The organism is Pseudoxanthomonas sp. LjRoot125, from assembly GCF_964252705.1.
Taxonomy (GTDB): Bacteria; Pseudomonadota; Gammaproteobacteria; order Xanthomonadales; family Xanthomonadaceae; genus Pseudoxanthomonas_A.
The window spans coordinates 1,456,175-1,480,064 of the sequence record NZ_CAXUOY020000001.1 but is presented as its reverse complement, the minus strand read 5'-3'; the positions used below and the strand labels follow the sequence as shown (position 1 = coordinate 1,480,064).

Genomic DNA, 23,890 nt, shown 5'->3' with positions numbered 1-23,890 from the left:
CCGAAACGATGGCGGCAGCCTATCGGAAATCGTGTGAGTTAGACAGCCATCAGCCGCCTGCACCGCCCGCCAGACGGGCCATGCGCTGGGCGTCGGCCAGGATGCCGCGCAGCAGCCTGACCTCCTGTTCGTTCAGGGCTGCCTTGTGGAACAGGCGCCGTAGCTTGCGCATGGCCGAATCGGGGGTTCGGCCCTTGTGGAAGTCGATCGCGTCCAGCGTGTCGCCCAACTGGGCGTAGAAGCCCTCCAGGTGCGCGTGGCTGGCGGGGGCCTCGTCCGGCGCCGCATCGGCGGCGGGGACGGCCTGCACGCGCTCGAGCAGGGCCATCCGCAGTTCGTAGGTCAACACCTGGACGGCCGCCGCCAGGTTCAACGAGCTGTAGTCCGGGTTGGCGGGGATGTGCACCGCGGCCTGGCACAACTGCAGCTCCTCGTTGGTCAGGCCGGTGCGCTCGCGGCCGAACACCAGGGCCACCTCGCCCCCCGCCTCGGCCTGGCCGACCGCGACAGCCGCCGCCTGCCGGGGCGCATGTTCCTCCAACTGGACGCGCCGGCTGCGCGCTGTGCAGCCCATCACCAGGTGGCAGTCCGCCACCGCTTCGGCCAGCGTGGCGACGACGGGCGCGGCGGCAAGCACGTCGTCCGCGCCGGCCGCACGCCGGAACGCCTCGTCTGCCGGGTAGTCCTCGGGCGCCACCAGCACCAGCCGCCCCAGACCCATGGTCTTGAGCGCGCGGGCCGCCGCGCCGATGTTGCCGGGGTGTTGCGTGCCGACGAGCACCACGCGGAGGCGGGCGGCGAGCGCCGCGGGAACGGGATCGGTGATGGCGGTATCGATGACGGAGGGGGGCGTGTTCATGGGGGCAAATGGTAAACTGCGCGGGCCGGCCTCTGCGCCGTGCTGCTCTTTTCCACTCGTTTTGCCCCACCCCACGCCTGTCCGAGGTTCGTTCGCATGCAAAAGCCCGTCGTCACCGTCATGACCAAGGCCGCCCGCCTGGCAGGCAACGTGCTGTTGCGCAGCATCAACAAGCTGGACGCGCTGAACGTGGTGCAGAAGGAGCGGATGGACTACGCGAGCGAAGTGGACGCGGACGCCGAAAAGGTCATCATCAAGGAGCTGCGCCGGGCCTACCCGGACTACGGCTTCGTCGGCGAGGAAAGCGGTGCCCAGATCAATGGCCGCTATACCTTCGTGATCGACCCGCTGGACGGCACCAGCAACTACCTGCGCGGTTTCCCGCACTACTGCGTGTCCATCGCGCTGGTGGACAACGGCGAGCCGACCGACGCGGTGATCTTCGATCCGCTGCGCAACGACCTGTTCACCGCCAGCCGCGGCGCCGGCGCCCAGCTCAACGAGCGCCGCATCCGCGTGGCAGACCGCAAGGAACTGGCAGGCGCGATGATCACCACCGGCTTCCCGCCGCGCGAGCGCGCCCGCGCCGGTGCGCAGCTGGAATGCGTGCGCGAACTGCTGGTGCACGCCGAAGACATCCGTCGCACCGGCTCGGCCGCCCTGGACCTGGCCTACGTGGCCTGCGGCCGGTCGGATGCCTATTTCGAAGCGGGCGTGAAGGACTGGGACATCGCCGCCGGCGTGCTGCTGGTGCGCGAGGCCGGCGGCAAGGTCTGCGACTTCCGCGGCGCCGCGCTGGGCAAGATCGACGGCCGCACCGCCCTGCCCCGCCAGATCGTGGCCGGCAACCTCAAGGTCGCCGAAGCCCTCCAGAAGACCATCGTGTCGTCGGGTTACGCGGCCTCGTTCAACGGCTGATCACCGCCCCGGGCGCAGCCCCCGTCGTTCCCGCGGCGAGGGGCACGGAAAGAAAAAGGCCACGCATTGCGTGGCCTTTTTCGTACCTGATGGAAGGCGATTACGGGCGGCGCGCCAGCGCCGCTTCGTCCTTGGCCTTCGGCATCAGGTCCTGCTTGGTGACCTTCAGGAAGCCGATGGTCAGCAGCGGGCAGGCCACGAAGATCGAGGAGATGGTGCCGATCACGATGCCGATCATCTGCGAGATCGCCATGCCTTCCAGCGAACCGCCGCCGTACAAGTACAGCGCCAGCACGGTGAGGAAGGCTACGAACGAGGTGATGATCGTGCGCGACAGGGTCTGGTTGACCGAGCGGTTCAGCACTTCCACCGGTTCGACGCGCAGGCTGCGGAAGTTCTCGCGGACGCGGTCGAACACCACGATGGTGTCGTTGATCGAGAAGCCCATCACCGACAGCAGGCCGGCCAGGATGGTCAGGTCGAACTCGCGGCCGGTCAACGCGAAGAAGCCTGCGCAGATCAGCACGTCGTGCAGCGTGGTGACGATGGCCGCCACGGCGAACTTCCATTCGAAACGGAAGCCGATGTAGATCAGGAAGCCGGCCACCACGAACAGCAGGGTGTACAGGCCGTTGAGCGCCAGCTCCTTGCCGATCTGCGGACCGACGAACTCGCTGCGCATGATGGTGGCGGTGTTGCCATCGCTGGAGGCCAGCCGGACCACGTCCTGCGCGGTGCGGTTGGTGGCGTCTGCGGCGTCGGGCGCAGCGGCGCCTTCCTCGCGTGGCTGCAGGCGGACCAGCAGGTCGCTGCCGGTACCGAAGGTCTGGACCTGGGCGCTGCCGTAGCCGGCGGCCTCCAGGCGCGAGCGCACCTGGTCCACGTCGGGCGGGTTCTGGAAGCGGAGTTCGACCACCGTGCCGCCAGTGAAGTCCAGCGCGAAGTTGAAGCCCTTGACGGCGATGGCGCCGATCGCGACCACCGCCAGGATCACGGCGACCGCGATGGACACCCACCGCAGGCGCATGAAGTCGATGCGGGTGTCGTTCGGGACGAGATGCAGGGGAAAGAGTTTCATGGTTCGTGTGCTCTCGTCAGATGGCCAGCGACTTCAGCTTGCGGCGGCGGCCGTAGATCAGCGTGGCCAGGCCGCGCGACACGGTGACCGCGGTGAACACCGAGGTCAGGATGCCGATCACCATGGTGATGGCGAAGCCCTTCAGCGGACCGGTGCCGAACGCGTACAGCGCCACACCCGCCAGCAGCGCGGTCATGTTGGAGTCGAAGATGGTGCCGGAGGCCTTCTCGTAGCCGGTGGCGATCGAGGTCAGCGGCGGCACGCCCGCCCTGAGCTCTTCGCGTATGCGCTCGTTGATCAGCACGTTGGCGTCCACCGACATGCCGATGGTCAGCGCCAGGCCGGCGAAACCGGGCAGCGTCATGGTGGCGCCGAACAGCGACATCACCGCGACCACCATCACCAGGTTCAGCAGCAGCGCCACGCAGGTGATCAGGCCGAACATCCGGTAGTACACCAGGAAGAACGCCAGTGCGAAGACGAACGAGTAGACCACCGCCTTGGTGCCGCGGGCGACGTTCTCCGCACCCAGGCTCGGGCCGACGACGCGCTCTTCGATGAAGTCCATCGGCGCGGCCAGCGAACCAGCGCGCAGCAATTTGGCGAGGTTCTCGGCTTCGGTCTTCTCCAGGCCGGTGGTCTGGAAGTTCTTGCCGAACACGCCGGCGATGCGGGTCGGCGACAGGGCTTCCTCGCGCACGCGCACGCTGCGCACTTCCTTGCCGTCGACCATGGTCACCGTCGGTACGCGCTCGATGTAGACGACGGACATCAGCTTGCCGACGTTGGCGCTGGTGTAGTCGAACATGCGCTGGCCGGCGATGTTGTTGAGGGTCACGTCCACCGCGGGCAGGCCGTTGTTGTCCACGCCGACGCGGGCATTGACCATCTCGTCGCCCGAAGCGAGCACGCGCTTGTTCAACAGCACCGGACCGGCGTTGTCGCGCAGCTGGAACACCTTGGCTTCCGGCGGAATGCGGCCGCTGGCGACGGCGTCGGCGGCGTTGCCTTCCACCACGGCACGGAATTCCAGCGTCGCGGTCGCGCCGATCAGGCGCTTGGCTTCGGCCGTGTCCTGCACGCCCGGCAGCTGCACGACCACGCGATCGTTGCCCTGGCGCTGGATGATGGGTTCGGACACGCCGATCTCGTTGACACGATTGCGCAACGTGGTGAGGTTCTGCTCGATCGCCTCGCCGGCGATCTGGTCGAGCTCCGCCTGCGGCAGGCCGATGATGATCTGGTTGCCGCTGGTCTGGTACGACAGACCGGTGCCCGGCAGCGCGTTGGCGCTACCGCGCGCGCTCAGCGTCGCCGCCAGCACCTTCTGCGCCGCCGCAGTGTCCTGGCCCTCGGCCAGTGTCACCACGATGCTGTTGTCGGGGCGGCGTTCGACGGCGGTGTAGCGCACGCTCTTGTCGCGCAAGGTGACGCGGGTGTCTTCCAGGTAGCCATCGATGCGCTTGTCCAGCGCGGCCTTCTGGTCGACCTGCAGCACGAAGTGCACGCCGCCCTGCAGATCCAGGCCCTGCACCATCGGGCGCGCACCCACGTTGCCCAGCCAGTCCGGCACGGTCGAGGCCAGGTTCAACGCGACCAGGTAGTCCTCGCCGAGCGCCGTGCGCAGGGCATCGTTGGCCTTGGTCTGCGCATCCAGGCCCGGCAGGCGCACCAGCATGCTGGCGGCCTCGGCCTCTACGGCCTTGGGCTGCACGCCGGCGGCCTTCAGCGCGGTATCCACGCGGCCGCGCAGGGCGGCGTCGATGGCGAAGCCGCGGTTGGCGGTGATCTGCACGGAGGGATCCTGCGGGTACAGGTTGGGCAGCGCATACAGCGCGCTCGCCAACACGACGATCAGGATCAGGACGTATTTCCAGCGTGGGAATTCAAGCATCGGGGCGACCCGCACAGGCCCTTCCCGGGCATGCGCTCAGCAGTGGTTCGGAATGAAACGGGAAACCGTCCCGCCGCGCGGGCGACGGGACGGGATGGATCAGGCGGACTTCAGCGTGCCCTTCGGCAGCACGTTGCCCACCGCGGCCTTCTGCACGCGCACGCGCACGTTGTCGGCCACTTCGATGGTCACGAAGTTGTCGCCGATGTCGGTGACGGTGCCGGCGATGCCGCCGGAGGTGATGACTTCGTCGCCCTTGGACAGCTTGTCCAGCATGGAGCGGTGCTCCTTGGCGCGCTTCATCTGCGGGCGGATCATCAGGAAGTACATGATGGCGATCAGCGCGATCGGCATCAGCAGGCCGAAGCCCCCCATGCCCTGCTGGGCCGGAGCGGCCTGGGCGAATGCGGGTGCAACGAAGAAATCAAGCAGATTCATGGACTTGTCCAGTCGGTATCAAAAGCAGCCGGGGATTATGCCACGCGCCGACGGGGGCCGTCCGGGCATCCCCTTGGCCCGGACTGGAAAAGACCGCCCCGACGCCGGATGGTTCCCCGGCGGAGAGAGGAGCCGGCCTCAAAGGGGCGGCACGGCGGCCCCGCGGGCGGCATAGAACCCGTCCCGGAACGCCTGGAACCGGCCTTCCGCGATGGCCGCCCGCATCTGCGCCATCACCTGCTGGTAGTACCAGAGGTTGTGCAGGGTGCCGAGCATCGGGGCCAGCATCTCGTTGCAGCGGTCCAGGTGGCGCAGGTAGCTGCGGGTGAAGCCGTTGCGGCAGGCGTAGCAGCCGCAGCCGGGCTCGATCGGCTGCAGGTCGTGCTCGTATTTGGAATTGCGGATGCGCACGGTGCCGAACGAGGTGAAGTAGTGCCCGTTGCGCGCGTTGCGGGTCGGCATGACGCAATCGAACATGTCCACGCCGCGCGCCACCGCTTCCACCAGATCCTCCGGCCGGCCCACGCCCATCAGGTAACGCGGCTGGTCCGTCGGCAGCTGCGGGCAGGTGTGCTCCAGCATCGCGTTGCGTTCTTCCTCGGTCTCGCCGACCGCCAGGCCGCCGATCGCGTAACCGTCGAAGCCGATGCCCTTCAGCCCGTCCGCCGAGCGCGAGCGCAGGTCGTGGTGCACCCCGCCCTGCACGATGCCGAACAGCGCGGCGTCGTTGCCTTCGTGGGCGCGCTTGGAGCGTTCCGCCCAGCGCAGCGACAGTTCCATCGACCGTTCGATCACGCGCTTGTCCACGGGCTTGCCGTTGACGTTCACCGGCGGGCACTCGTCGAAGATCATCACGATGTCGCTGTCCAGCACCTTCTGGATGCGCATGCTCTCTTCGGGCCCGAGGAACACCTTCGCCCCGTCCACCGGCGAGGCGAAGGTCACGCCCTGCTCGGTGATCTTGCGGCGGTGGGCCAGCGAGAACACCTGGAAGCCGCCGGAGTCGGTGAGGATCGGCTTGTTCCAGCGCGCGAACCCGTGCAGGCCGCCGTGCTCGCCGATCACGTCCAGCCCGGGCCGCAGGTACAGGTGGAACGTGTTGCCGAGGATGATCTCGGCGCCGAGGTCCTCGACGTGTTCGGGCAGGATCCCTTTCACCGAACCGTACGTACCCACCGGCATGAACGCCGGGGTTTCCACGGTGCCGCGCGGGAACGTCAGCCGGCCACGGCGGGCCGCGCCGTCGGTCGTCAGCAGGTCGAAGGAAAGCCGGCTCACGCGGCCACGTCCGGGAACAGCAGCATCGCGTCTCCATAAGAGAAGAACCGGTACTGCTCGCGCACCGCATGGGCGTAGGCGGCCATGATCCGGTCCTTGCCGGCGAACGCGCTGACCAGCATCAGCAGCGTGCTTTCCGGCAGGTGGAAATTGGTGACCATCGCATCGACGCTGCGGATGCGGTAGCCGGGGAAGATGAAGATCTGGGTCTCGCCGGCGAACGGTTGCAATTCGCTTTCGCCGGCCTCCGTACGGCGCGTCGCGGATTCCAGCGCGCGCACGACCGTGGTGCCGACGGCGATCACACGCCCGCCCCGTGCACGCGTCGCACGCACCTGCTCGACCAGCGCTGCGCCCACGTTGAGCCATTCGCTGTGCATGTGGTGCTCGTGGATGTTGTCCACGCGCATCGGCTGGAAGGTGCCCGCGCCGACGTGCAGGGTCACGTGGCCGAACTCCACGCCTTGCTCGCGCAGCGTGGCCAGCAGCGCATCGTCGAAGTGCAGGCCGGCGGTCGGCGCGGCGACCGCGCCCAGTTCGCGCGCGAACACGGTCTGGTAGCGCTCGTCGTCGTCCTGCCCGGGCGCACGCTGGATATAGGGCGGCAACGGCAGGCGGCCGGCCTTCTGCAGCCAGCTTTCAAGTGCGCCGGGCACATGGAAGCGCAACTGGTAGAACTCGCCGTCGCGGCCAACCACTTCCGCCTCGCCGCCGGCATCCAGCTGGATGCGGCTGCCGGGCTTGGGCGATTTGCTGGCGCCAACCTGGGCGCGCGCGGCGTTGTCCGGCAGCAGGCGCTCGATCAGGATCTCGACCCGTCCGCCGCTTTCCTTCTGCCCGAACAGGCGCGCCGGGATCACGCGCGTGTCGTTGAACACCAGCAGGTCGCCGGGCCGCACCCACTCGGGCAGGTCGCGCACGTGGCGGTCCACGAACGGCGCTTCGCCCGGCGGCACGACCAGCAGCCGGCTGGCGGAACGCTCCGGCAGCGGCGCCTGGGCGATCAGCGCCTCGGGCAACTCGAAATGGAAATCGGACTTCTTCACGGTCGGGGCCTTGCGGGGGCGTGCATTGTACGTGACCGGCCCGCGCGGCCCCGGGCCGCTCAGCGCTCGAACTTGGTCGACAACACGATGGACGAGGTGGTGCGCTCCACGCCATCCAGCGCGCCGATGCGGTCGGTCAGCACGTCCATGTCGCCCACGCTGGGCACCGCGCCCACCGCGATCAGGTCGTGGCTGCCGCTGATCGAGTGCAGCACCCGCAGTTCCGGCATGGCGCGCAGGGCGGCGACCACCGAGGTCATCTGCTTCGGATGCACCGCGATCATGATGTGCGCACGCAGGTGGCTGCGGTCGTACTCGTCGTGGACGCGGACGGTGTAACCGCTGATCACGCCCTCGCGCTCCAGCCGCTCGATGCGGCTCTGCACGGTGGTCCGCGACAGGTTCAACCGGCGGGCGATCTGGGCGGTTGAGGCGCGCGCGTTCTCACGGAGCACTGAGAGCAGTTGCTGGTCGGCGTCGGTGAGCTTCATGAGGCGGGTTCGTTTCGTCGAATCGACGAAATATCCATGAATTTCGCGCAGATCACAACTGTCAAGCGACGAGTTTATCCAGATAATAGGGGTTTGCCCTTCCTTCCGGAGCTATCCCATGGCCCTGACCGACGCCCTCGCCCCCCTGCGCGCCCACACGGGCCAGCGCCTGACCCTCGGCCTGGACGATGCCGCCGTCGAACGCCTGGCCAAGGGCCACCCGGACCTGGCCGCCGTGATCGAGGCCGCCGCCGCCGAACACGCGCGCCTGACGGACGAGTTCGCCGAGCTGTTCGACCTGGACGAAACCGAGCAGCTGCGCGCCGTGCAGGCCGGCTACGTCAACTTCTATGCCGATGACGCGATCAACCCCTACATCGCGCTGGCCGCGCGTGGTCCGTGGGTGGTCACCCTCAACGGCGCGGTGCTGTACGACGCGGGCGGCTACGGCATGCTCGGCTTCGGCCACACCCCGGCCGCCGTGCTGGACGCGATGGCCCGCCCGCAGGTGATGGCCAACATCATGACCCCCAGCCTGTCGCAGCTGCGCTTCGACCGCGCCCTGCGCAAGGAGATCGGCCATACCCGCGGCGGCTGCCCGTTCGCGAAGTTCCTGTGCCTGAACTCGGGTTCCGAATCCGTCGGCCTGGCCGCGCGCATCGCCGACATCAACAGCAAGCTGATGACCGACCCGGACGGCCGCCACGCCGGCCGCACCATCAAGCGCATCGTGGTGAAGGGCAGCTTCCACGGCCGCACCGAGCGCCCGGCGCTGTACTCGGACTCCTCGCGCAAGTCCTACCTGCAGCACCTGGCCAGCTACCGCGGCGAAGACTCCGTCATCGCCATCCCGCCGTATGACGTGGATGCGCTGAAGCAGGCGTTTGCCGACGCCGAGGCCAAGGGCTGGTTCGTCGAAGCCGTGTTCCTGGAGCCGGTGATGGGCGAAGGCGACCCGGGCCGTTCCGTGCCGCCGGCGTTCTACGCCGCCGCCCGCGAACTGACCCGCAGCCACGGCAGCCTGTTCCTGGTGGATTCGATCCAGGCCGGCCTGCGCGCGCATGGCGTGCTGTCCATCGTCGACTACCCGGGCTTCGAGGGCCTGGATGCGCCGGACATGGAGACGTACTCCAAGGCGCTCAACGCCGCGCAGTACCCGCTGTCGGTGCTCGCCGTGAACGAGCGCGCTGCCGGCCTGTACCGCAAGGGCGTGTACGGCAACACGATGACCACCAACCCGCGTGCGCTCGACGTGGCTTGCGCCACGCTGTCCCAGCTGACCCCGCAGGTGCGCGAGAACATTCGCAAGCGTGGCGTCGAAGCCGTGCAGAAACTGCAGCAGTTGCAGGCGGAGCTCGGCGGCCTGATCACCAACGTGCAGGGCACCGGCCTGCTGTTCTCGTGCGAGCTGTCGCCGGCGTTCAAGTGCTACGGCACCGGTTCGACCGAGGAATGGTTGCGCCAGCAGGGTCTGAACGTCATCCACGGCGGCGCGAACTCGCTGCGTTTCACCCCGCACTTCGCCATCGACAGCGAGGAGCTGGACCTGCTGGTCGGCATGGTGGGCAAGGCGCTGCGCGAAGGCCCGCGCATCAGCCAGGCCGCGGCGGCCTGATCCGCACGATGGATGCGACGAAAAAGGCGAGCCTCGGCTCGCCTTTTTCTTTCGTAGGGTGGGCCTTGGCCCACCGTTGATCGCGCAGGTGGATGGTGGGCCAAGGCCCACCCTACGGTTGTGCGGTGAAGCGATCCAGCGAGGCCTGGATCAGCGCCTTCGCTTCCTTCGCATCGCCGTAGCCGTTGAGCTGCACCGGATTGCGGCCCTTGGGCAGGTCCTTGTAGACACGGAAGAAGGCCTCGATGCGCTGCCGTTCGATCTCCGGCAGGTCGGACAGGTCGCGGATGCCGGCATAGGTCGGATCGATCTTGTCGGTCGGCACGCCGATGATCTTTTCGTCGTGCTTGCCATCATCGAGCATGCGCAGCACGCCGATCGGCCGGAACTTCACCAGCACGCCCGGATGCAGGGGCTCGCGCGTCAGCACCAGCGCATCCAGCGGGTCGCCGTCGCCGGCCAGCGTGCGCGGCATCGAACCGTAGTTGGCCGGATACGCCACCGGCATCGACTGGAAACGATCCACGTAAACCAGGCCTTCGTCGTTGATCTCGTACTTGGTGAAACTGCCCGCGGGAATCTCCACGGCCAGCAGCACTTCTTCCGGCGCGGCCTTCGGCTGCTGGGCGAGGAACGGATGGCGGATGTGCGCTTCGCGGGCGAAGGCAGCACCCGCCGATACGGCGAGCACCATGGCGAGCAACAGCGGCGTCGTGCGCTTCGACATGGCGAAAGTCCTTGGATGGTCGGAGGGAGGATTCATTCCCAGCACCGGTCGGCGCGACCCTTCAGGGTCTCGGCGCGGATGCAGGTTCGTTCCTCGATGCGACCTTCCGCATGTTCGTTAAGCTGTTTGCCCGCGGCGCCACCATCGACAAGGTCGAATGCGTCGTAGAGACGACCGGTCGCCGTGCGCGCCTCATAGCGTAGGCGCGGGCCATCGAAGCGGAGCACCTGGAACAACTGCGTGTCTTCGGCGACAGGACGCATGGTCTTGCGCGCTTCATCCAATAGCCGGTACTGCTTGGCGCCGGTGACCGAGACGACGAATACCGGTGTCGGTGCTTCGTTCTTCAAACGACCATAGACGTGGTCGTGTCCCTGCAGCACCAGGTCCACCTTGCGCTTGCGGATCACCGGCAGCAGGTGCTGGCGCAACAGCACGTTGTCGCGCCCCTCGCGCGGCGAGAAGAACGGCTGATGGGTCAGCACGATACTCCAGCGCTTGGGGTTGCTCGCCAAGACCCCATCCAGCCATGCCGCCTGCGCCCTCGCGGTGCCGAGGTCGAGTGCGGAGGTGCCATCGATCACGACCACGCGCACATCCTGGTAATCGAACCAGTACGTGGTCCGCTTCGCCTGCGCCACGCCGTTGTCCGGCAGCGCGAACGTCACCGGCCAGTGCGCTCCCAGCACGCGACGTTCCTGCGGGGTGTCCTCGAATTCCTCGAAATACTCGTGATTGCCCGGCGCCGGCGCGACGACCAGCGAGGTCGGCAGCACTTCGTTGGCCTCGAACCACTCGCCCCATTCGTTGTCGTCCTCGCCGTCACCGCCACTGACCAGGTCGCCTGCGAACAGCGCGAGACGCGCATCCGGCGCCGCGCGCATCGCTTCGCGGACGACGCGGGTGGTGAGGCTGACGTTCTTGTTCTGGGTATCGCCGAAGTACAGCAGCGTCAGCGGCGCGCTTGCGGCAGCCGCCGTGCGCGTGTGGTGCCAGGCGCTCCAGGTGCGGTCGCCCTGCACGCGCCAGGCGTACAGCGTATCCGGCTGCAGACCGGTCACATCCGCGCGATGGTGATGGGCTTCGCCACTCTCGGTCTTCAGCGGCGTGCTGGTCGCCGCGATGCTGCGCGGCTCACCCATGTCGGGCGAATCGCCCGCGACGACGATCTCCAGCGAGGGCGTACCGACACGCGCATCGGTACGCCACGCCACCGAGAAACCCGTAGCGGCGTCCTGCGCGGGCGAGGCCACGATGCGATCCGGGAAACCGCTCGGTGCGTAGCGCACCACGCCCTGCGGTACGCGTGTATTCGGTTCGGGCTGGCGCGCCGTCGCATCCTGCGCGAGCGTTGTCGCGCAGGTCCCCAGCAGCAGCGCGGCCAGTATCCACTTCATCCCCGCATCCCCTGCATGTTTCATTCGGCGCGGCACTCCGGCAGCGACAACGCCTTGGCAATATCGCGCCAGTCGAACGCCGCCACTGCCTGGTCGTCGTCGACGGCATAGAACGCACCCTGCGGGAAGCGCGCATCGGCGCTCTGGTCCAGCCACACGCCGTCGGTGTTCGCCGTCTTGTTGCCGGCGAACGCGCCCTTATAGGCCAGCGTCTTGCGCTCGAACACGTGGAATACGCTGCGGTCCTTGAACTGGTCGGTGGCGATCCAGTAGCCGCTGCCCCCCGCGCACTGCGCCAGCGCCATGCCTTCGGCCTGTGCCTTGAACAGGTCCGCGCCGAGGTCGCGGCCGCGGTACGTGCCGTCCAGGCCGTACTCGCGCAGGCGCGTGCCAACGGCCACATCCTCTTCCGCGAGCAACAGGCGGTCGTTCGCCGCATCGCCGAACACGGACTCCGCGATGCGGATCGCGCCGGCTTCGCCGGTGTCCCCGAAAGTGCCGGCGAGCGTGGCCTTCCAACCGCCCTCGGCGCGCTGCAGGTGGTAACGCTTGAAGCGCTGGCCCAGTTCGGCCAGCGGCGGCGGCGCATCTTCGTTCTGGGGCGACATGTAGTTGTCGCTGACGATCACCTCGTACGCGTCCTTCTGCGGTCGCACCCACAGGCCATACGGCTGCTTCAGGTCTTCCGCGCCGAACACGAGCAAGGGCGTGAAGTCCGGCAGCTGGAACACCTGCACGCGCCGATTGTCGCGCTCGACCACCAGCGCAAGATCATCGATCACGGCGATGCCGTTCGGCCGCTGCATCTGCCCCAGCGCGCTACCGGGGCCGGAAACGGTGCGCAGCTGCTTGCCCGTGCCGCCGTCGTAGACGACCAGGCGATGCGTGTCCTTGGCGGTGGCGATCAACCAGCGACGTCCATCGGCGGCACGCCAACTGGCCGGCGAATCCACGTTCTCGGCCGGCGTCGCCGCGGTGATGAAGGCTTCCGGCACCACGACATGCGCGACCTTCGCCTCGCTCAGCAACGGATCCTTCTCTACGTGCTCGTCCGGCTCTTTCTCGCGCGTCTGCAGCGGCGCGTCGACGGCGGGTGCAGCAGGCTTCCCGCCGCAGGCAACAAGCAGGAAAGGAATAGCGAGCAAAGCAAGACGTGGTTTCACTGGGTTCCCCATGACATGAAGGCGTCAACAAACTGCCATGTTCTACGCAGACGGCGTGACATTTTCGTGTCAGTGCACTGCATGCGGATACCTGTCACCGCACGGGAACCTGCGTGTCATGTTTCCGCCATGTGACGTGCTTACAAAGTGGCGTTTACTTTCGTCACGGGGACGACACACATGAAACGCAATGCCTTGGCCGCCTCGCTCGCGCAGGCGCTGTTCTGCGCTGCCCTGCTTCCGGCCAGCCTCGCCGCCACCGCACAGAACCAGTCGCCGGACGCCGGCGCGGCCGGCGACCCGAAGCAACTTGACACTGTCGTGGTCCAGGCCGAGATCGCTTACCGCGACCGTACCGACGACATCGCACCCACCCTGGTCTACGACCTGGAGTACTTCCAGCGCTTCGAGCCGAACACCGTGGGCGACATGCTCAAGCGCGTACCGGGCGTGGGCTTCGTCGGTTCCGACATCATGGAATACGACGGCGTGCAGTTGCGCGGCCTGGGCGGCGGCTACACCCAGGTACTGATCAACGGCAAGAAGGTGCCGGGCGCCGGTGACGACCGCTCGTTCTACGTCGATCGCATCCCCGCGGAGATGGTGGACCACATCGAGATCAAGCGCAGCGCCAGCGCCAATCGCAGCGGCGATGCGATGGCCGGTGCGATCAACATCGTGCTGCGCGACGCGTACGAGTTCACCGGAAGCTACATCCGGGTCGGCGTGAACCGCTGGGACGACGGCGAGATCAACCCGACCTTCGGCGCGGTGACCTCGTTCGAAGCGTTGGGCGGCCGTCTGCTGGCCGGCATCAACGTGCAGGACCGCTACCGCGCCAAATCCAAGCGCTCCGACCGATTCACCGACAACACCCGCGAAGAAAAGGTCAGCTGGGAAGACCAGACCGAGGTCAAGGATGGTCGCGATTACTCCGCCAACCTTTCCTACACCGCGGATGTCGGCGAAACCGGGCGATTCAGTATCGACGGTTTCTACGTCAAGACCGATCGCGACGTCACCGAGGTGTCGTTCGAAGAGGAACTGGACGACGACGAGACGATCAACATCCGCGTACCGGGCCTGGATCCGTACGACCAGAAGAACTACGGCATCGGTGCCGAATACAAGTTCGACATGGCCGGCGGCACGACGGCCGTGAGCGTCGACCATGCGCGCTTCGAGAATTCGCAAGCCACCACCGAAGGCGAGCAGGTCTACGTCAGCGGTGCGGAGAACTGGGACGACACCTGGAGCATCCCGGCGGACGCCGAGTGGGACGAAACCGTCTACGAAGCCGAATCCGTGAACGCGAAGGACGCCGAAACCGGCTTCAGGCTCACCCATGCGCGCCCGGTGGGCGGCGCCGAGCTGGAGTTCGGCGTGGACTACCGCACCAAGAAGCGTGAAGGCCTGGTCGTCAGCTATGAGTGGGAAGCGGATGAAGATGGTCAGACGCCCGCCTCCCTGGCGGACTACGATCTCGACGGCAGCGTCGCTTCGGTGATCGAGGAAAAGCGCCTGGACCCGTACATCATGCTCAGCGGCAAGGGCGAAGCGTTCTCGTGGGAAGCGGGCCTGCGCTACGAGACCACGAAGTCCAAGGTCGAGTACCTCGAAGACGAGGAAAGCGAAGGCCGCGTCAGCAAGGATTACAACGAGCTGCTGCCGTCGGTGAACCTGCGCTGGAACCTGGGCGATGCGGACCGCATCAGCCTGTCGCTGGCCAAGACCATCAAGCGTCCGAACTTCAACGAACTGCTGCCGGTCCTGCTGGACGGCGAGTTCGGCGACAACGACTACATCGGCAACCCGGAACTGGACCCGGAAACCGCCAACGGCCTGGACCTTGGCTTCGAGCACCGCCTCGGTCGCAAGGGCGTGGTCGGCCTGAATTTCTTCTATCGCGACGTCAAGGACCTCATCGAGATCGTCAACACCGGCGAGCCCAGCGAAGAGATGCAGGACACCTGGGAAGAGATGATCGAGGATGGCGACGCCGTCGACCTGGCCGATGCGATGGCCCAGGAACCGGCTTCGAGCTGGCTGTACACGTCCTCCAACGTCGGCGACGGCAAGGTCTATGGCTTCGAGTTCGACGTATCCACACCGCTGTCCGCCATCGGTTTGGAGAACACCGGCGTCTTCGCCAACTACTCGTGGGTGAAGTCCAAGGTGGACGACTTCCTCGGCGAGCGCCGCTTCAACGACCAGGCCAAGTCCGTCTACAACATCGGCTTCATCCAGGACCTGCCGACGCTGGGCGCCAGCTTCGGCGCGACCTACCGCAAGCAGGGCGACGCGTACACCCGCCTGCTGGGCGAAGAAGTGCTGATCCGCTACGGCGGCGAGCTGGATGTGTTCGTGGAGAAGCGCTTCGGCAAGAGCGTGTCGGTGCGCCTGAGCGCCAACAACCTGCTGGATGCGAGCAAGGACGAGTTCTTCGACAAGTTCAATACGCTGCAGGACCAGGTCGACCGCGACTACGACGAGTACGAGCTGGAAACCGAAGAGGCCGGCCCGAGCTACCAGTTGGTCATGCGCTGGGCGTTCTGATCCCCGACGTCTCCACGCTCCAGGCAGAAAGCCGGCTCGCGCCGGCTTTCTGCTTTGTGGGACAGCGGGGTTTGATGCAGACTTCCCGCATCGCCTGCTGCCCTGCCCTCGCCATGAAGACCGTCGAAGTCCGCCACCCGCTCGTCCAGCACAAGATCGGCCTGTTGCGGAACGCCGGCCTCAACACCAAGGATTTCCGCGAACTGGTGACCGAGCTGGGCACACTGCTGGCTTACGAGGCCACCGCCGACCTGGAACTGACGACCGAGACCATGCCGGGCTGGGCTGGGCCGGTGGCGGTGAAGAAGATCGCTGGCGCCAAGATCACCCTGGTGCCGATCCTGCGCGCCGGCCTGGGCATGCTGCCCGGCGTACTGGCGCTGATCCCCACCGCGCGCGTCAGCGTGGTCGGCTTGCAGCGTGACGAGGAAACGCTGCAGCCGGTGCCCTACTTCGAGAAGTTGACCGGGCGGCTGGAGGAGCGCGATGCGCTGATCCTCGACCCGATGCTGGCAACCGGCGGGACGCTGATCGCCACGATCGACATGCTCAAGCGCGCCGGGGCGAAGCGGATCAAGGGCATCTTCTTGGTCGCCGCGCCCGAAGGCCTGAAGGCGCTGGAAGCGGCGCACCCCGATGTCGAGGTCTACACCGCCGCCATCGACGAACGCCTCAACGACAAGGGCTACATCCTGCCGGGCCTGGGCGACGCGGGCGACCGCATCTTCGGCACACGGATCGGCTGAGGATCCGCACTCAACGGCGGAGCCAACGTTCGTTCTCCGAGTCCTCTGCCGCCAGTACCTTCGCGGCGGCATCGTCCTTCAGCACTTCGGCGCGCAGAAACGCGGTACCGACATCGCGGGCACGGAGATAGGCCGCTTCGGATTCGCCTCCGACCAGGTTGTGCTCGCCCCCGGCCAGCACCAGGGCGAACTTGTCGCCGGCCGGCGCGGTTTCCACCGGATACAGATGGTCCTTCGCATCGCTGACGAAGCCGGGCACGAGATCCTTGTCGCCGGTGACGAGGAGCACCGGCACCGCGACGGTCGTATAGGTAGCGGGCGTGACCAGGCCGGGAATCCTGCCCGGCGAGGAATAGCCGACCACGGCCGTCACCGATGGATCGCGCAGCGGCGCCATGTCGGCCATCGCGCCGCCGAGCGCCAGTGAGATCAGCGTGCCGTAGCTGTGCCCGGCCGCCGCGACCGGCACGCCTGGCCAACGCGCCGCCGCGTAGGCGCTCGTCGCCTTCATGTCGGACAGGCGTTCCATGAAGCCCTGCTGCGGCGAGAACTTTTCGCGCCCCGGATACTTCATCGAGTCGACGTGCAACGGCGCCACCACGGCGAAGCCCGCCTCGCGCCACGCCTGCAGCAGGCCGTCGTAACGCTCCGGCCACGAGCCATGGCCCGTGGAGAACAGCACCACGCCGCGCACCTGCGCCGGTTCCCATACGGCCAGCGTCGTGGCGCGTTCCGGCGACACCTGCAGGGGCACCGTGGCGGTAGGCGCGGCGATGGCGGCCTGCGCCATCGCCAGCGACGCGAACGCCAGGGCAACGATGCGGCGGAAGGAGAAGCGCTTGTTCATGCCGGACCCCGTATGGAAGACCGGGCCAGTGTGCCGGCGGAGCCGTGCCGCGACAGGAGCCGGTGGTCACCCGCAGCGGGTGCCGGAAGTCACTTCATGCTGCCAGCGGGCGCGCGTGCAGTTCGGCGACCTCGTGGGCAACGCCGAATTTGCCCTTCTCGTCGCGGGTCACCTGCGCCAGTGCGCAACCCGGGTCGTGGGTGAAGAACAGATGGACGTTGCGCGCCAGCTTGTCTTCCAGGAAGGCGCGCTTCTCATCGATCAGCAATTCGGCATTGCGGTCGTAGCCCATGGTGATCGGCACATGCACCCACGACCGGCCCGGGATCAGGTCGGCGCAGAACACCACGCCACCCTGCGGCTGGCCGTCCACGCCCACTGCACCAACTACCTCCGCCAGCATCAGCCCCGGCGTATGGCCATCGCTGAAGCTGAAACGGACCGCGTCGCCCAGCGCAACGGAGTGCTCGCCGGACACAAGTTCCAAGCGCCCACTGGCTTCCAGCAATGGCTGCAACTCCGCGATGAAGCTCGCGCGATCGCGTGGATGCGGCTTCAGCGCGCGCTGCCAGTGATCGGCGCCGACGATGAAGGTCGCGTTGGGGAACAGCAGTTCCGGCGCATGCCCTTCCTGCCACGGCGCCAGCAGACCGCCCGCGTGGTCGAAATGCAGGTGGCTGAGCACCACGACGTCGATGTCTTCGTGCGAGAAGCCGGCGTCGCGCAGCGAATCGAGCAGCACGTGGCGCTCTTCCTGCACGCCGAAGCGCGCGCGCATCTTCGGCTCGAAGAAAGCGCCGATGCCGGTCTCGAACAACACGGTCTTGCCGTTGAGCGGCTGCACCAGCAGCGCGCGGCAGGCCAGCTCGATGCGGTTCTCCGCATCGGGCGGCGACCACTTTTCCCACATGGCGCGCGGCGCGTTGCCGAACATCGCGCCGCCATCGAGTTTCTGGGAATTGCCCAGCAGCGACCAGAGTTTCATGGCCCCGATTCTACGCCTCTCAGCGCGACGGGGCCGACTCGACGACCTTGGCCGCGCCGACCGGATTGCGCGGGTCGCTGCCACCCATCAGGGTGTTGGTGGTCTTGTCCCATTCCACCGTCTGCAGGTTGCCCCACACATGACTGGAGCCGCGACCGCCCTGGGCGCTGTTGCCGGGCACTTTGAAACGATGGCCCATGGCTTCCAGCGTCTGCTGCGTGGCCGGGCTCAGCGCATCGGTCTCCATCTCGATCAGGTCCGGCATCCACTGGTGGTGGAAGCGTGGCAGCGCTGCGACGGCCTGCGGCTCCAGCCCGGCGTCGTAGCCGAGGATGCCCAGCAGCACCATGGTGATGATGCGGCTGCCGCCCGGCGTGCCGAGCACCGCGACCTTGTCCGGCGACTCGAGGAACGTCGGCGTCATCGAGCTGAGCATGCGCTTGCCCGGTTTCGGCGCGTTCGCGGCGTAGCCCATCACGCCGAAGGCGTTCGGCGTACCCGGCTTCAGCGCGAAATCGTCCATCTCGTTGTTCAACAGCACGCCGGTGCCCGGCGGCACCAGGCCGGAGCCGTACAGCAGGTTGACGGTCTGGGTGCCGGCGACGCGGTTGCCTTCGGCATCGATGATGGAGAAGTGCGTGGTCTCTTCGTCCTCGAGCGGCGTCTGCAGGCCGGACAGCTGGTCGCTGGGCGTCGCCTTCTGCGGATTGATCGTGGCGCGCAGTCCGGCCGCGTAGTACGGGCTGGTGAGCGTCTTCATCGGGATCTCGACGAAGTCGGGATCACCCAGGTAGAAAGTGCGGTCGCGGAACGCGCGGCGCATCGATTCCACCACCAGGTGCGTGCGCTGCGCTTCGTCCAGCTTGGACAGGTCGTAGGCATCGAGGATCTGCAGCATCTGCGTCAGCGCCACGCCACCGGATGACGGCGGCGGCGCGGTGGTCACCTGCCAGTCGTTGTACGTGAAGGTCAGCGGGGCGCGCTCGCGCACGGTGTACCCGGCCAGCTCCTTCGCGGTCCATTGCCCGCCCTCGGCCTTCACGCCGGCCAGCAGCAGCTTGGCGGTTTCGCCACGATAGAACCCGTCGAAGCCCTGCGCGGCCAGGCGTTCCAGCGTGCGCGCCAGGTCGGGCTGCCTGAAGACGTCGCCCTCCTTGATCGGCTTCCCGTCCACCAGATAGACGGCACGCGTGCCCTTGTAACGCTCCATGACCTCGCGGCGCGCCTGGTAACCGCGTGCCATGCGTGCGTAGACGGGGAAACCTTCGCGCGCGGTGCGGATCGCCGGCGCCAGCGACGCCTTCAGCGGCAGTCGTCCGTATTGCTCCGCCAGATGCACGAAGGCGGCTGGCAAGCCGGGGATGCCGGCCGCCCACGGGCCGTTCTCGGCGCGATCACGGTTGAAGTCGCCATTCGGCAACAGGTACTTGTCGGGTGTGGACGCGGCCGGCGCGGTTTCGCGCGCATCGATGAAGACGTCCTTGCCGGTCTTGCCATCGTGAAGCAGGAAGAAACCACCGCCACCCAGGCCGGAACTGATCGGCTCCACCACGGAGAGCGTCGACGACACCGCGATGGCGGCATCGAACGCATTGCCGCCCTGGGCGATGACCTCCTGGCCAGCCTGCGTGGCGAGCGCATGCGCGCTGGCGATGGCGGTGCCGGGAGGATGCGGCGAAGACGTGCGGGAGGCATCGGCCGCCCATGCGGCGGGCACGAAGGCGACGACGAACAGCAGGGGGAAAAGACGGCGGTGGATCACGATCGCTCCTGTTGCGAAAACCGGCACGAAGCGACGGCGCGTGGGCGTTGCTCAGCCGGCTTGCAGCCGCAGCATCTTCGCCAGCAAGGCTTCGTGGGTCTCAGGATACGCCGGATCGGGATCGATGCACTCGACGGGGCACACGACGACACATTGCGGTTCGTCATGATGGCCGACGCATTCGGTGCAACGCGCCGGGTCGATCACGTAGATCGTGTCGCCCATCGAGATGGCCTGGTTGGGACAGGCCGGCTCGCAGACATCACAGTTGACGCAGAGCTCGTTGATCTTGAGGGACATGACACCCTGTGCCCTCCTCCGGCCAGGCCGGAGGAGGGACTTGGGAAATTACTTGGCTTCGACGAACACGTACTCGGCACCGCTCGGGGCCACTGCGGCCTTCACGCGCTCGCTGTCTTCGGCCTTGCCGATGAATAGGATGCGCACGCCCTTGAACGTATCGGCCTGCACGCCTTCGAATGCGGCCACGGCCAGATCGGCGATCTTGAGGCTGGACGGCGAACCGAACGCAACCAGGTTGCCGCTGGTCACGCCACGCGCCACGGCGCCCTTGGCCTGCTCCAGCTGGCGGCCGTACTTGGCCTCGAACTCCGGATCGGTGTCGGCCGGCAGGTAGTACACGTACGGCGTGTTGGTGATCGTGCCCATGTTGGCGTCGACGACCTTGCTCAGGTATTCCTTCCACGGACCGTCTTCGGTCGTGGTCGGGGCGACCAGTGCGACGTCGGCCGGCTCAGCCGGGGCTTCGTCCTGCTTCTTGCACGCCGCGAACGGCAGCACGAGGCAGGCGGTGAGCAGCATGCGGGTTGCGATGTTCTTCATGGGTCTTCCCCCTCCTGTTGGATCTGTTGTCGGAATGCGGGCGCTCAGGCGCCCTTCTCGGTGTGCCATTGTGCCTTGAGTGCGGCGACCACCGCCGGCGGCACGAAGCCGGACACGTCCCCGCCCAGGCGCGCGATCTCGCGCACCAGCGACGAGGAAATGAAGCCGTACTGCTCGGCCGGCGTCAGGAACAGCGTTTCCACCTCGGGAATCAGGTGGCGATTCATGCTGGCCAGCTGGAACTCGTACTCGAAGTCGGACACGGCGCGTAGGCCGCGCAGCAGCACGCCGCCACCCACGTCCTTCACGAAATGCGCGAGCAGGCCATCGAAACCCCGCACTTCCACGTGCGGATGCCGCGCCACGGCGTCGCGCGCCAACGCGACGCGCTGCGCCAACGGCAGCGCCGGGCCTTTGCCGGGACTTTCGGCAACGCCGATGATCACGCGCTCGAACAGCGGCGCAGCCCGATCGATCAGGTCGATATGGCCATTGGTGATCGGGTCGAACGTGCCGGGATAAACGGCCGTCCGGGTGCGTGCCACAGTCATGCAGTCGTCGCCGGCGAATCGTCGGGCCGCAGTGTACCAGCGGCCTGCGCCCCGGGGGTGCGGTAGAGCGCGTAACGGACGTCGCGGGTCTGGCCTTCGCGGTGCAAGACCCAACCCGGCGGAACCGCCGGGATCGTCCCGGCCGGCGATTCCATATGAACCCATGCGTCCGACGCCAGTCGCGGCAAGAGCGCCGCCAGCGCCTGCTCCCACAGCCCGTCGGCGAACGGCGGATCGAGGAAGACCACGTCGAAGCGGGCCTCCTGTCCGCCAAGCCACGCCAGCGCATCCTGTGCGATCACTGTGGCCTCGGCACCCAGGCGATCGGACGCCTCGCGCAGCGCGGCCGCCAACCCTGGATCACGCTCCACCAGGGTGGCATGCGCGGCCCCCCGCGACAGGGCCTCGAACCCCAGCGCGCCGGTCCCTGCGAACAGGTCCAGCACGCGCGCGCCCGGCAGCACCGGCATCAGCCAATTGAACAACGTCTCGCGCACGCGGTCGCTGCTGGGCCTCAGGCCAGGCCGATCCGGCACCGACAGCTTCGTCCCGCGCCAGCGTCCGCCGATGATCCGCACCTGGCCAACACCGCGCGCGGCGGGAGCGGAAGGCGTCTGGCGTGGCGATGGGAGCTTCCGGGGCATCAGCGGCAACGTGCGGAGGGCCCCGCATGATAGCGGCGCGGCTGCTTCCATCGGGCCTCGACGGTTGAAAACCCCGGTCGAACCCATACACCTGTCCCATCGGCCGCACCGGCGGCCCACGTCCGATTCCCTGGAGCACGACCGCAATGACCGTTGAAACGCGCAAGGAAACGCTGGGTTTCCAGGCCGAAGTAAAGCAGCTGCTCCAGCTGATGATCCACTCGCTTTACTCGAACAAGGAAATCTTCCTCCGCGAGTTGGTCTCCAACGCCGCCGATGCCGCCGACAAGCTGCGGTTCGAAGCGCTGAAGGAGCCCGGTCTGCTCGAGGAAGACCCGACGCTGCGCATCCGCATCGGCTTCGATGCCGCCGCGCGCACGGTGACCATCGACGACAATGGCATCGGCATGAGCCGCGACGAGGCCATCGCCCACCTCGGCACCATCGCCAAGTCCGGCACCGGCGAGTTCCTGCGCACGATGTCCGGCGACCAGAAGAAGGACGCCAACCTGATCGGCCAGTTCGGCGTCGGCTTCTACAGCGCTTTCATCGTGGCCGACCGCGTGGACGTGTTCAGCCGCCGTGCCGGGCTGCCGGCCGGCGAAGGCGTGCACTGGGCCAGTGCAGGCGAAGGCGATTTCGAAGTCGCCACCATCGACAAGCCCGAGCGCGGCACGCGCATCGTGCTGCACCTGAAGGACGGCGAGGAAGGTTTCGCAGACGGCTGGACACTGCGCGGCATCGTCAAGAAGTATTCGGATCACGTCGGCCTGCCGATCGAGATGCCGAAGGAACAACCCGGCGAAGAGGCGTCTGCCGAGGTCGAGTGGGAAGCCGTCAACAAGGCCAGCGCGCTGTGGACGCGGGCCAAGTCCGAGATCAAGGACGAGGAATACACCGAGTTCTACAAACATATCGCCCACGACTTCACCGATCCGGTCGCGTGGAGCCACAACAAGGTCGAAGGCAAGCTGGAGTACACCTCGCTGCTGTACGTGCCGGCCCGCGCACCATTCGACCTCTATCATCGCGATGGCGCCAAGGGCCTGAAGCTCTACGTGCAGCGCGTCTTCATCATGGACCAGGCCGAGCAGTTCCTGCCGCTGTACCTGCGCTTCCTGCGCGGCGTGGTGGATTCTTCGGACCTCTCGCTCAATGTGTCGCGCGAGATCCTGCAGTCGGGCCCGGTGGTCGATTCGATGCGCTCCGCGTTGACCAAGCGCGCGCTCGACATGCTGGAGAAACTGGCGAAGGACAAGCCTGAAGACTACAAGGCGTTCTGGACGAACTTCGGCCAGGTGCTGAAGGAAGGCCCCGCCGAGGACTACGGCAATCGCGAGAAGGTGGCGGGCCTGCTGCGGTTTGCGTCGACCCACGCGGCCTCGGCCGACCCCTCGGTATCGCTCGCCGATTACGTGGGTCGCCTGCAGGAAGGCCAGGACAAGCTGTATTACCTCACCGGCGAGTCGTACGCGCAGATCAAGGACAGTCCGCACCTGGAGATCTTCCGCAAGAAGGGCATCGAAGTGCTGCTGCTCACCGACCGCATGGATGAGTGGATGATGGGCTACCTGACCGAATTCGATGGCAAGTCGTTCGTCGACGTGGCCCGCGGCGACCTGGACCTGGGCGCGCTCGACAGCGAGGACGAGAAGAAGGCGCAGGAAGAGACCGCTAAATCCAAGGAGGCGTTGACCGGCCGCCTGAAGACCGTGCTCGGCCTGGACGTGGCCGACGTGCGCGTCTCGCATCGCCTGACCGATTCTCCCGCGATCCTCGCCATGGGCCAGGGCGACCTCGGCGTGCAGATGCGCCAGTTGCTGGAAGCCAGCGGCCAGCAAGCGCCCGAGAGCAAGCCGGTGTTCGAGTTCAATCCGGAACATCCGCTGATCGCCCGGCTGGATGCCGAGACCGACGCGAACCGTTTCGCCAGCCTGACCCGTGTGCTGTTCGACCAGGCAGCACTCGCCGCGGGCGAGAGCCTCAAGGACCCGGCCGGCTACGTGAAGCGGCTCAATGCACTGCTGCTGGAACTGTCGGCCTGAGCAGCTG

General features: G+C 67.1%; 22 protein-coding genes. 5 read left to right on the top strand and 17 right to left on the bottom strand.

What is annotated here, in order from left to right; genetic code table 11:
* Positions 1-49: 49 nt before the first annotated feature.
* A complete protein-coding gene (locus tag ACSION_RS06770; protein WP_435305384.1) occupies positions 50-859 on the bottom strand; it encodes an RNA methyltransferase in 810 nt (269 codons plus the stop codon).
* Between the two features lie 96 nt (positions 860-955).
* Between ACSION_RS06770 and ACSION_RS06765 the strand changes: the two genes are divergently transcribed.
* Positions 956-1,777, top strand: coding sequence for an inositol monophosphatase family protein (locus tag ACSION_RS06765; protein ID WP_435305383.1), 822 nt, complete (start codon positions 956-958; stop codon positions 1,775-1,777).
* Between the two features lie 100 nt (positions 1,778-1,877).
* Here the strand turns inward: ACSION_RS06765 and secF are convergent, their stop codons facing one another.
* The 6 genes from secF to ACSION_RS06735 all read right to left on the bottom strand — a co-directional run bounded on the left by secF (position 1,878) and on the right by ACSION_RS06735 (position 8,002).
* Entirely contained in the window at positions 1,878-2,855 is a 978-nt protein-coding gene (secF, locus tag ACSION_RS06760) for a protein translocase subunit SecF (protein WP_435305382.1), read from the bottom strand.
* A gap of 16 nt (positions 2,856-2,871) precedes the next feature.
* The gene (gene secD, locus ACSION_RS06755; RefSeq protein WP_435305381.1) at positions 2,872-4,749 is read right to left on the bottom strand and encodes a protein translocase subunit SecD; all 1,878 of its coding nucleotides are present in this window, start codon (positions 4,747-4,749) and stop codon (positions 2,872-2,874) included.
* A 99-nt stretch (positions 4,750-4,848) separates the two neighbouring features.
* Positions 4,849-5,187 carry a preprotein translocase subunit YajC gene (gene yajC, locus ACSION_RS06750; protein ID WP_056878258.1) on the bottom strand — a complete coding sequence of 113 codons (339 nt, stop codon included), beginning with the start codon at positions 5,185-5,187 and terminating at the stop codon, positions 4,849-4,851.
* Positions 5,188-5,325: 138 nt separating this feature from the next.
* Positions 5,326-6,465 carry a tRNA guanosine(34) transglycosylase Tgt gene (gene tgt, locus ACSION_RS06745; RefSeq protein WP_435305380.1) on the bottom strand — a complete coding sequence of 380 codons (1,140 nt, stop codon included), beginning with the start codon at positions 6,463-6,465 and terminating at the stop codon, positions 5,326-5,328.
* The gene (gene queA / locus ACSION_RS06740) at positions 6,462-7,511 is read right to left on the bottom strand and encodes a tRNA preQ1(34) S-adenosylmethionine ribosyltransferase-isomerase QueA (protein ID WP_435305379.1); all 1,050 of its coding nucleotides are present in this window, start codon (positions 7,509-7,511) and stop codon (positions 6,462-6,464) included. Before queA ends, tgt begins: the two co-directional genes overlap by 4 nt.
* Before the next feature lie 59 nt (positions 7,512-7,570).
* Positions 7,571-8,002: an Lrp/AsnC family transcriptional regulator gene (locus ACSION_RS06735; RefSeq protein ID WP_093300369.1), complete on the bottom strand. Its 432-nt coding sequence runs from the start codon at positions 8,000-8,002 to the stop codon at positions 7,571-7,573.
* Positions 8,003-8,120: 118 nt separating this feature from the next.
* Here ACSION_RS06735 and ACSION_RS06730 point away from each other — a divergent pair, with 118 nt between their 5' ends.
* Positions 8,121-9,617 (top strand): aminotransferase class III-fold pyridoxal phosphate-dependent enzyme, encoded by a 1,497-nt coding sequence (locus ACSION_RS06730; RefSeq protein ID WP_435305378.1) that lies wholly within the window; start codon positions 8,121-8,123, stop codon positions 9,615-9,617.
* Positions 9,618-9,729: 112 nt separating this feature from the next.
* Here the strand turns inward: ACSION_RS06730 and ACSION_RS06725 are convergent, their stop codons facing one another.
* From ACSION_RS06725 to ACSION_RS06715, 3 genes are all read right to left on the bottom strand, one after another.
* Positions 9,730-10,311, bottom strand: a complete 582-nt coding sequence (locus ACSION_RS06725) for an inorganic diphosphatase (protein ID WP_435306673.1) — start codon at positions 10,309-10,311, stop codon at positions 9,730-9,732.
* Between the two features lie 65 nt (positions 10,312-10,376).
* Positions 10,377-11,741, bottom strand: a complete 1,365-nt coding sequence (locus tag ACSION_RS06720) for a metallophosphoesterase (RefSeq protein WP_435305377.1) — start codon at positions 11,739-11,741, stop codon at positions 10,377-10,379.
* 20 nt (positions 11,742-11,761) lie between these two features.
* Positions 11,762-12,916, bottom strand: coding sequence for a phytase (locus tag ACSION_RS06715; RefSeq protein ID WP_435305376.1), 1,155 nt, complete (start codon positions 12,914-12,916; stop codon positions 11,762-11,764).
* A 168-nt stretch (positions 12,917-13,084) separates the two neighbouring features.
* On the opposite strand from ACSION_RS06715, the gene ACSION_RS06710 reads away from it, so the two are divergent.
* Both ACSION_RS06710 and upp read left to right on the top strand, forming a co-directional pair.
* Positions 13,085-15,460: a TonB-dependent receptor plug domain-containing protein gene (locus ACSION_RS06710; protein WP_435305375.1), complete on the top strand. Its 2,376-nt coding sequence runs from the start codon at positions 13,085-13,087 to the stop codon at positions 15,458-15,460.
* Positions 15,461-15,573: 113 nt separating this feature from the next.
* Positions 15,574-16,206, top strand: coding sequence for a uracil phosphoribosyltransferase (gene upp, locus ACSION_RS06705; RefSeq protein WP_435306672.1), 633 nt, complete (start codon positions 15,574-15,576; stop codon positions 16,204-16,206).
* Between the two features lie 10 nt (positions 16,207-16,216).
* Here the strand turns inward: upp and ACSION_RS06700 are convergent, their stop codons facing one another.
* The 7 genes from ACSION_RS06700 to rsmD form a co-directional block, all read right to left on the bottom strand.
* Positions 16,217-17,053 (bottom strand): alpha/beta hydrolase family protein, encoded by an 837-nt coding sequence (locus ACSION_RS06700; RefSeq protein WP_435305374.1) that lies wholly within the window; start codon positions 17,051-17,053, stop codon positions 16,217-16,219.
* A gap of 94 nt (positions 17,054-17,147) precedes the next feature.
* Positions 17,148-18,038 carry an MBL fold metallo-hydrolase gene (locus ACSION_RS06695; RefSeq protein ID WP_435305373.1) on the bottom strand — a complete coding sequence of 297 codons (891 nt, stop codon included), beginning with the start codon at positions 18,036-18,038 and terminating at the stop codon, positions 17,148-17,150.
* A 19-nt stretch (positions 18,039-18,057) separates the two neighbouring features.
* Positions 18,058-19,776: a gamma-glutamyltransferase gene (ggt, locus tag ACSION_RS06690; protein ID WP_435306671.1), complete on the bottom strand. Its 1,719-nt coding sequence runs from the start codon at positions 19,774-19,776 to the stop codon at positions 18,058-18,060.
* Positions 19,777-19,851: 75 nt separating this feature from the next.
* Positions 19,852-20,100 (bottom strand): YfhL family 4Fe-4S dicluster ferredoxin, encoded by a 249-nt coding sequence (locus tag ACSION_RS06685; protein ID WP_056878246.1) that lies wholly within the window; start codon positions 20,098-20,100, stop codon positions 19,852-19,854.
* Between the two features lie 48 nt (positions 20,101-20,148).
* Positions 20,149-20,643, bottom strand: coding sequence for a hypothetical protein (locus ACSION_RS06680; protein ID WP_435305372.1), 495 nt, complete (start codon positions 20,641-20,643; stop codon positions 20,149-20,151).
* Positions 20,644-20,687: 44 nt separating this feature from the next.
* Positions 20,688-21,194: a pantetheine-phosphate adenylyltransferase gene (gene coaD, locus ACSION_RS06675; protein ID WP_435305371.1), complete on the bottom strand. Its 507-nt coding sequence runs from the start codon at positions 21,192-21,194 to the stop codon at positions 20,688-20,690.
* The gene (gene rsmD, locus ACSION_RS06670; RefSeq protein ID WP_435305370.1) at positions 21,191-21,838 is read right to left on the bottom strand and encodes a 16S rRNA (guanine(966)-N(2))-methyltransferase RsmD; all 648 of its coding nucleotides are present in this window, start codon (positions 21,836-21,838) and stop codon (positions 21,191-21,193) included. The genes coaD and rsmD overlap by 4 nt, the downstream gene beginning before the upstream one ends.
* 146 nt (positions 21,839-21,984) lie before the next feature.
* Between rsmD and htpG the strand changes: the two genes are divergently transcribed.
* Complete coding sequence (gene htpG / locus ACSION_RS06665; protein ID WP_435305369.1) at positions 21,985-23,883, top strand: molecular chaperone HtpG; 1,899 nt, start codon at positions 21,985-21,987, stop codon at positions 23,881-23,883.
* Positions 23,884-23,890 lie beyond the last annotated feature (7 nt).

Coding starts and splice junctions, on each gene's coding strand:
- ACSION_RS06770 (WP_435305384.1), bottom strand. CDS start 859: ATGAACACGCCCCCCTCCGTCATCGATACCGCCATCACCGATCCCGTT.
- ACSION_RS06710 (WP_435305375.1), top strand. CDS start 13,085: ATGAAACGCAATGCCTTGGCCGCCTCGCTCGCGCAGGCGCTGTTCTGC.
- ACSION_RS06725 (WP_435306673.1), bottom strand. CDS start 10,311: ATGGTGCTCGCCGTATCGGCGGGTGCTGCCTTCGCCCGCGAAGCGCAC.
- ACSION_RS06715 (WP_435305376.1), bottom strand. CDS start 12,916: ATGGGGAACCCAGTGAAACCACGTCTTGCTTTGCTCGCTATTCCTTTC.
- upp (WP_435306672.1), top strand. CDS start 15,574: ATGAAGACCGTCGAAGTCCGCCACCCGCTCGTCCAGCACAAGATCGGC.
- ACSION_RS06720 (WP_435305377.1), bottom strand. CDS start 11,741: ATGAAGTGGATACTGGCCGCGCTGCTGCTGGGGACCTGCGCGACAACG.
- ACSION_RS06685 (WP_056878246.1), bottom strand. CDS start 20,100: ATGTCCCTCAAGATCAACGAGCTCTGCGTCAACTGTGATGTCTGCGAG.
- ACSION_RS06730 (WP_435305378.1), top strand. CDS start 8,121: ATGGCCCTGACCGACGCCCTCGCCCCCCTGCGCGCCCACACGGGCCAG.
- ACSION_RS06700 (WP_435305374.1), bottom strand. CDS start 17,053: ATGAACAAGCGCTTCTCCTTCCGCCGCATCGTTGCCCTGGCGTTCGCG.
- rsmD (WP_435305370.1), bottom strand. CDS start 21,838: ATGCCCCGGAAGCTCCCATCGCCACGCCAGACGCCTTCCGCTCCCGCC.
- secD (WP_435305381.1), bottom strand. CDS start 4,749: ATGCTTGAATTCCCACGCTGGAAATACGTCCTGATCCTGATCGTCGTG.
- ACSION_RS06735 (WP_093300369.1), bottom strand. CDS start 8,002: ATGAAGCTCACCGACGCCGACCAGCAACTGCTCTCAGTGCTCCGTGAG.
- htpG (WP_435305369.1), top strand. CDS start 21,985: ATGACCGTTGAAACGCGCAAGGAAACGCTGGGTTTCCAGGCCGAAGTA.
- ACSION_RS06695 (WP_435305373.1), bottom strand. CDS start 18,038: ATGAAACTCTGGTCGCTGCTGGGCAATTCCCAGAAACTCGATGGCGGC.
- secF (WP_435305382.1), bottom strand. CDS start 2,855: ATGAAACTCTTTCCCCTGCATCTCGTCCCGAACGACACCCGCATCGAC.
- ACSION_RS06765 (WP_435305383.1), top strand. CDS start 956: ATGCAAAAGCCCGTCGTCACCGTCATGACCAAGGCCGCCCGCCTGGCA.
- ACSION_RS06680 (WP_435305372.1), bottom strand. CDS start 20,643: ATGAAGAACATCGCAACCCGCATGCTGCTCACCGCCTGCCTCGTGCTG.
- coaD (WP_435305371.1), bottom strand. CDS start 21,194: ATGACTGTGGCACGCACCCGGACGGCCGTTTATCCCGGCACGTTCGAC.
- yajC (WP_056878258.1), bottom strand. CDS start 5,187: ATGAATCTGCTTGATTTCTTCGTTGCACCCGCATTCGCCCAGGCCGCT.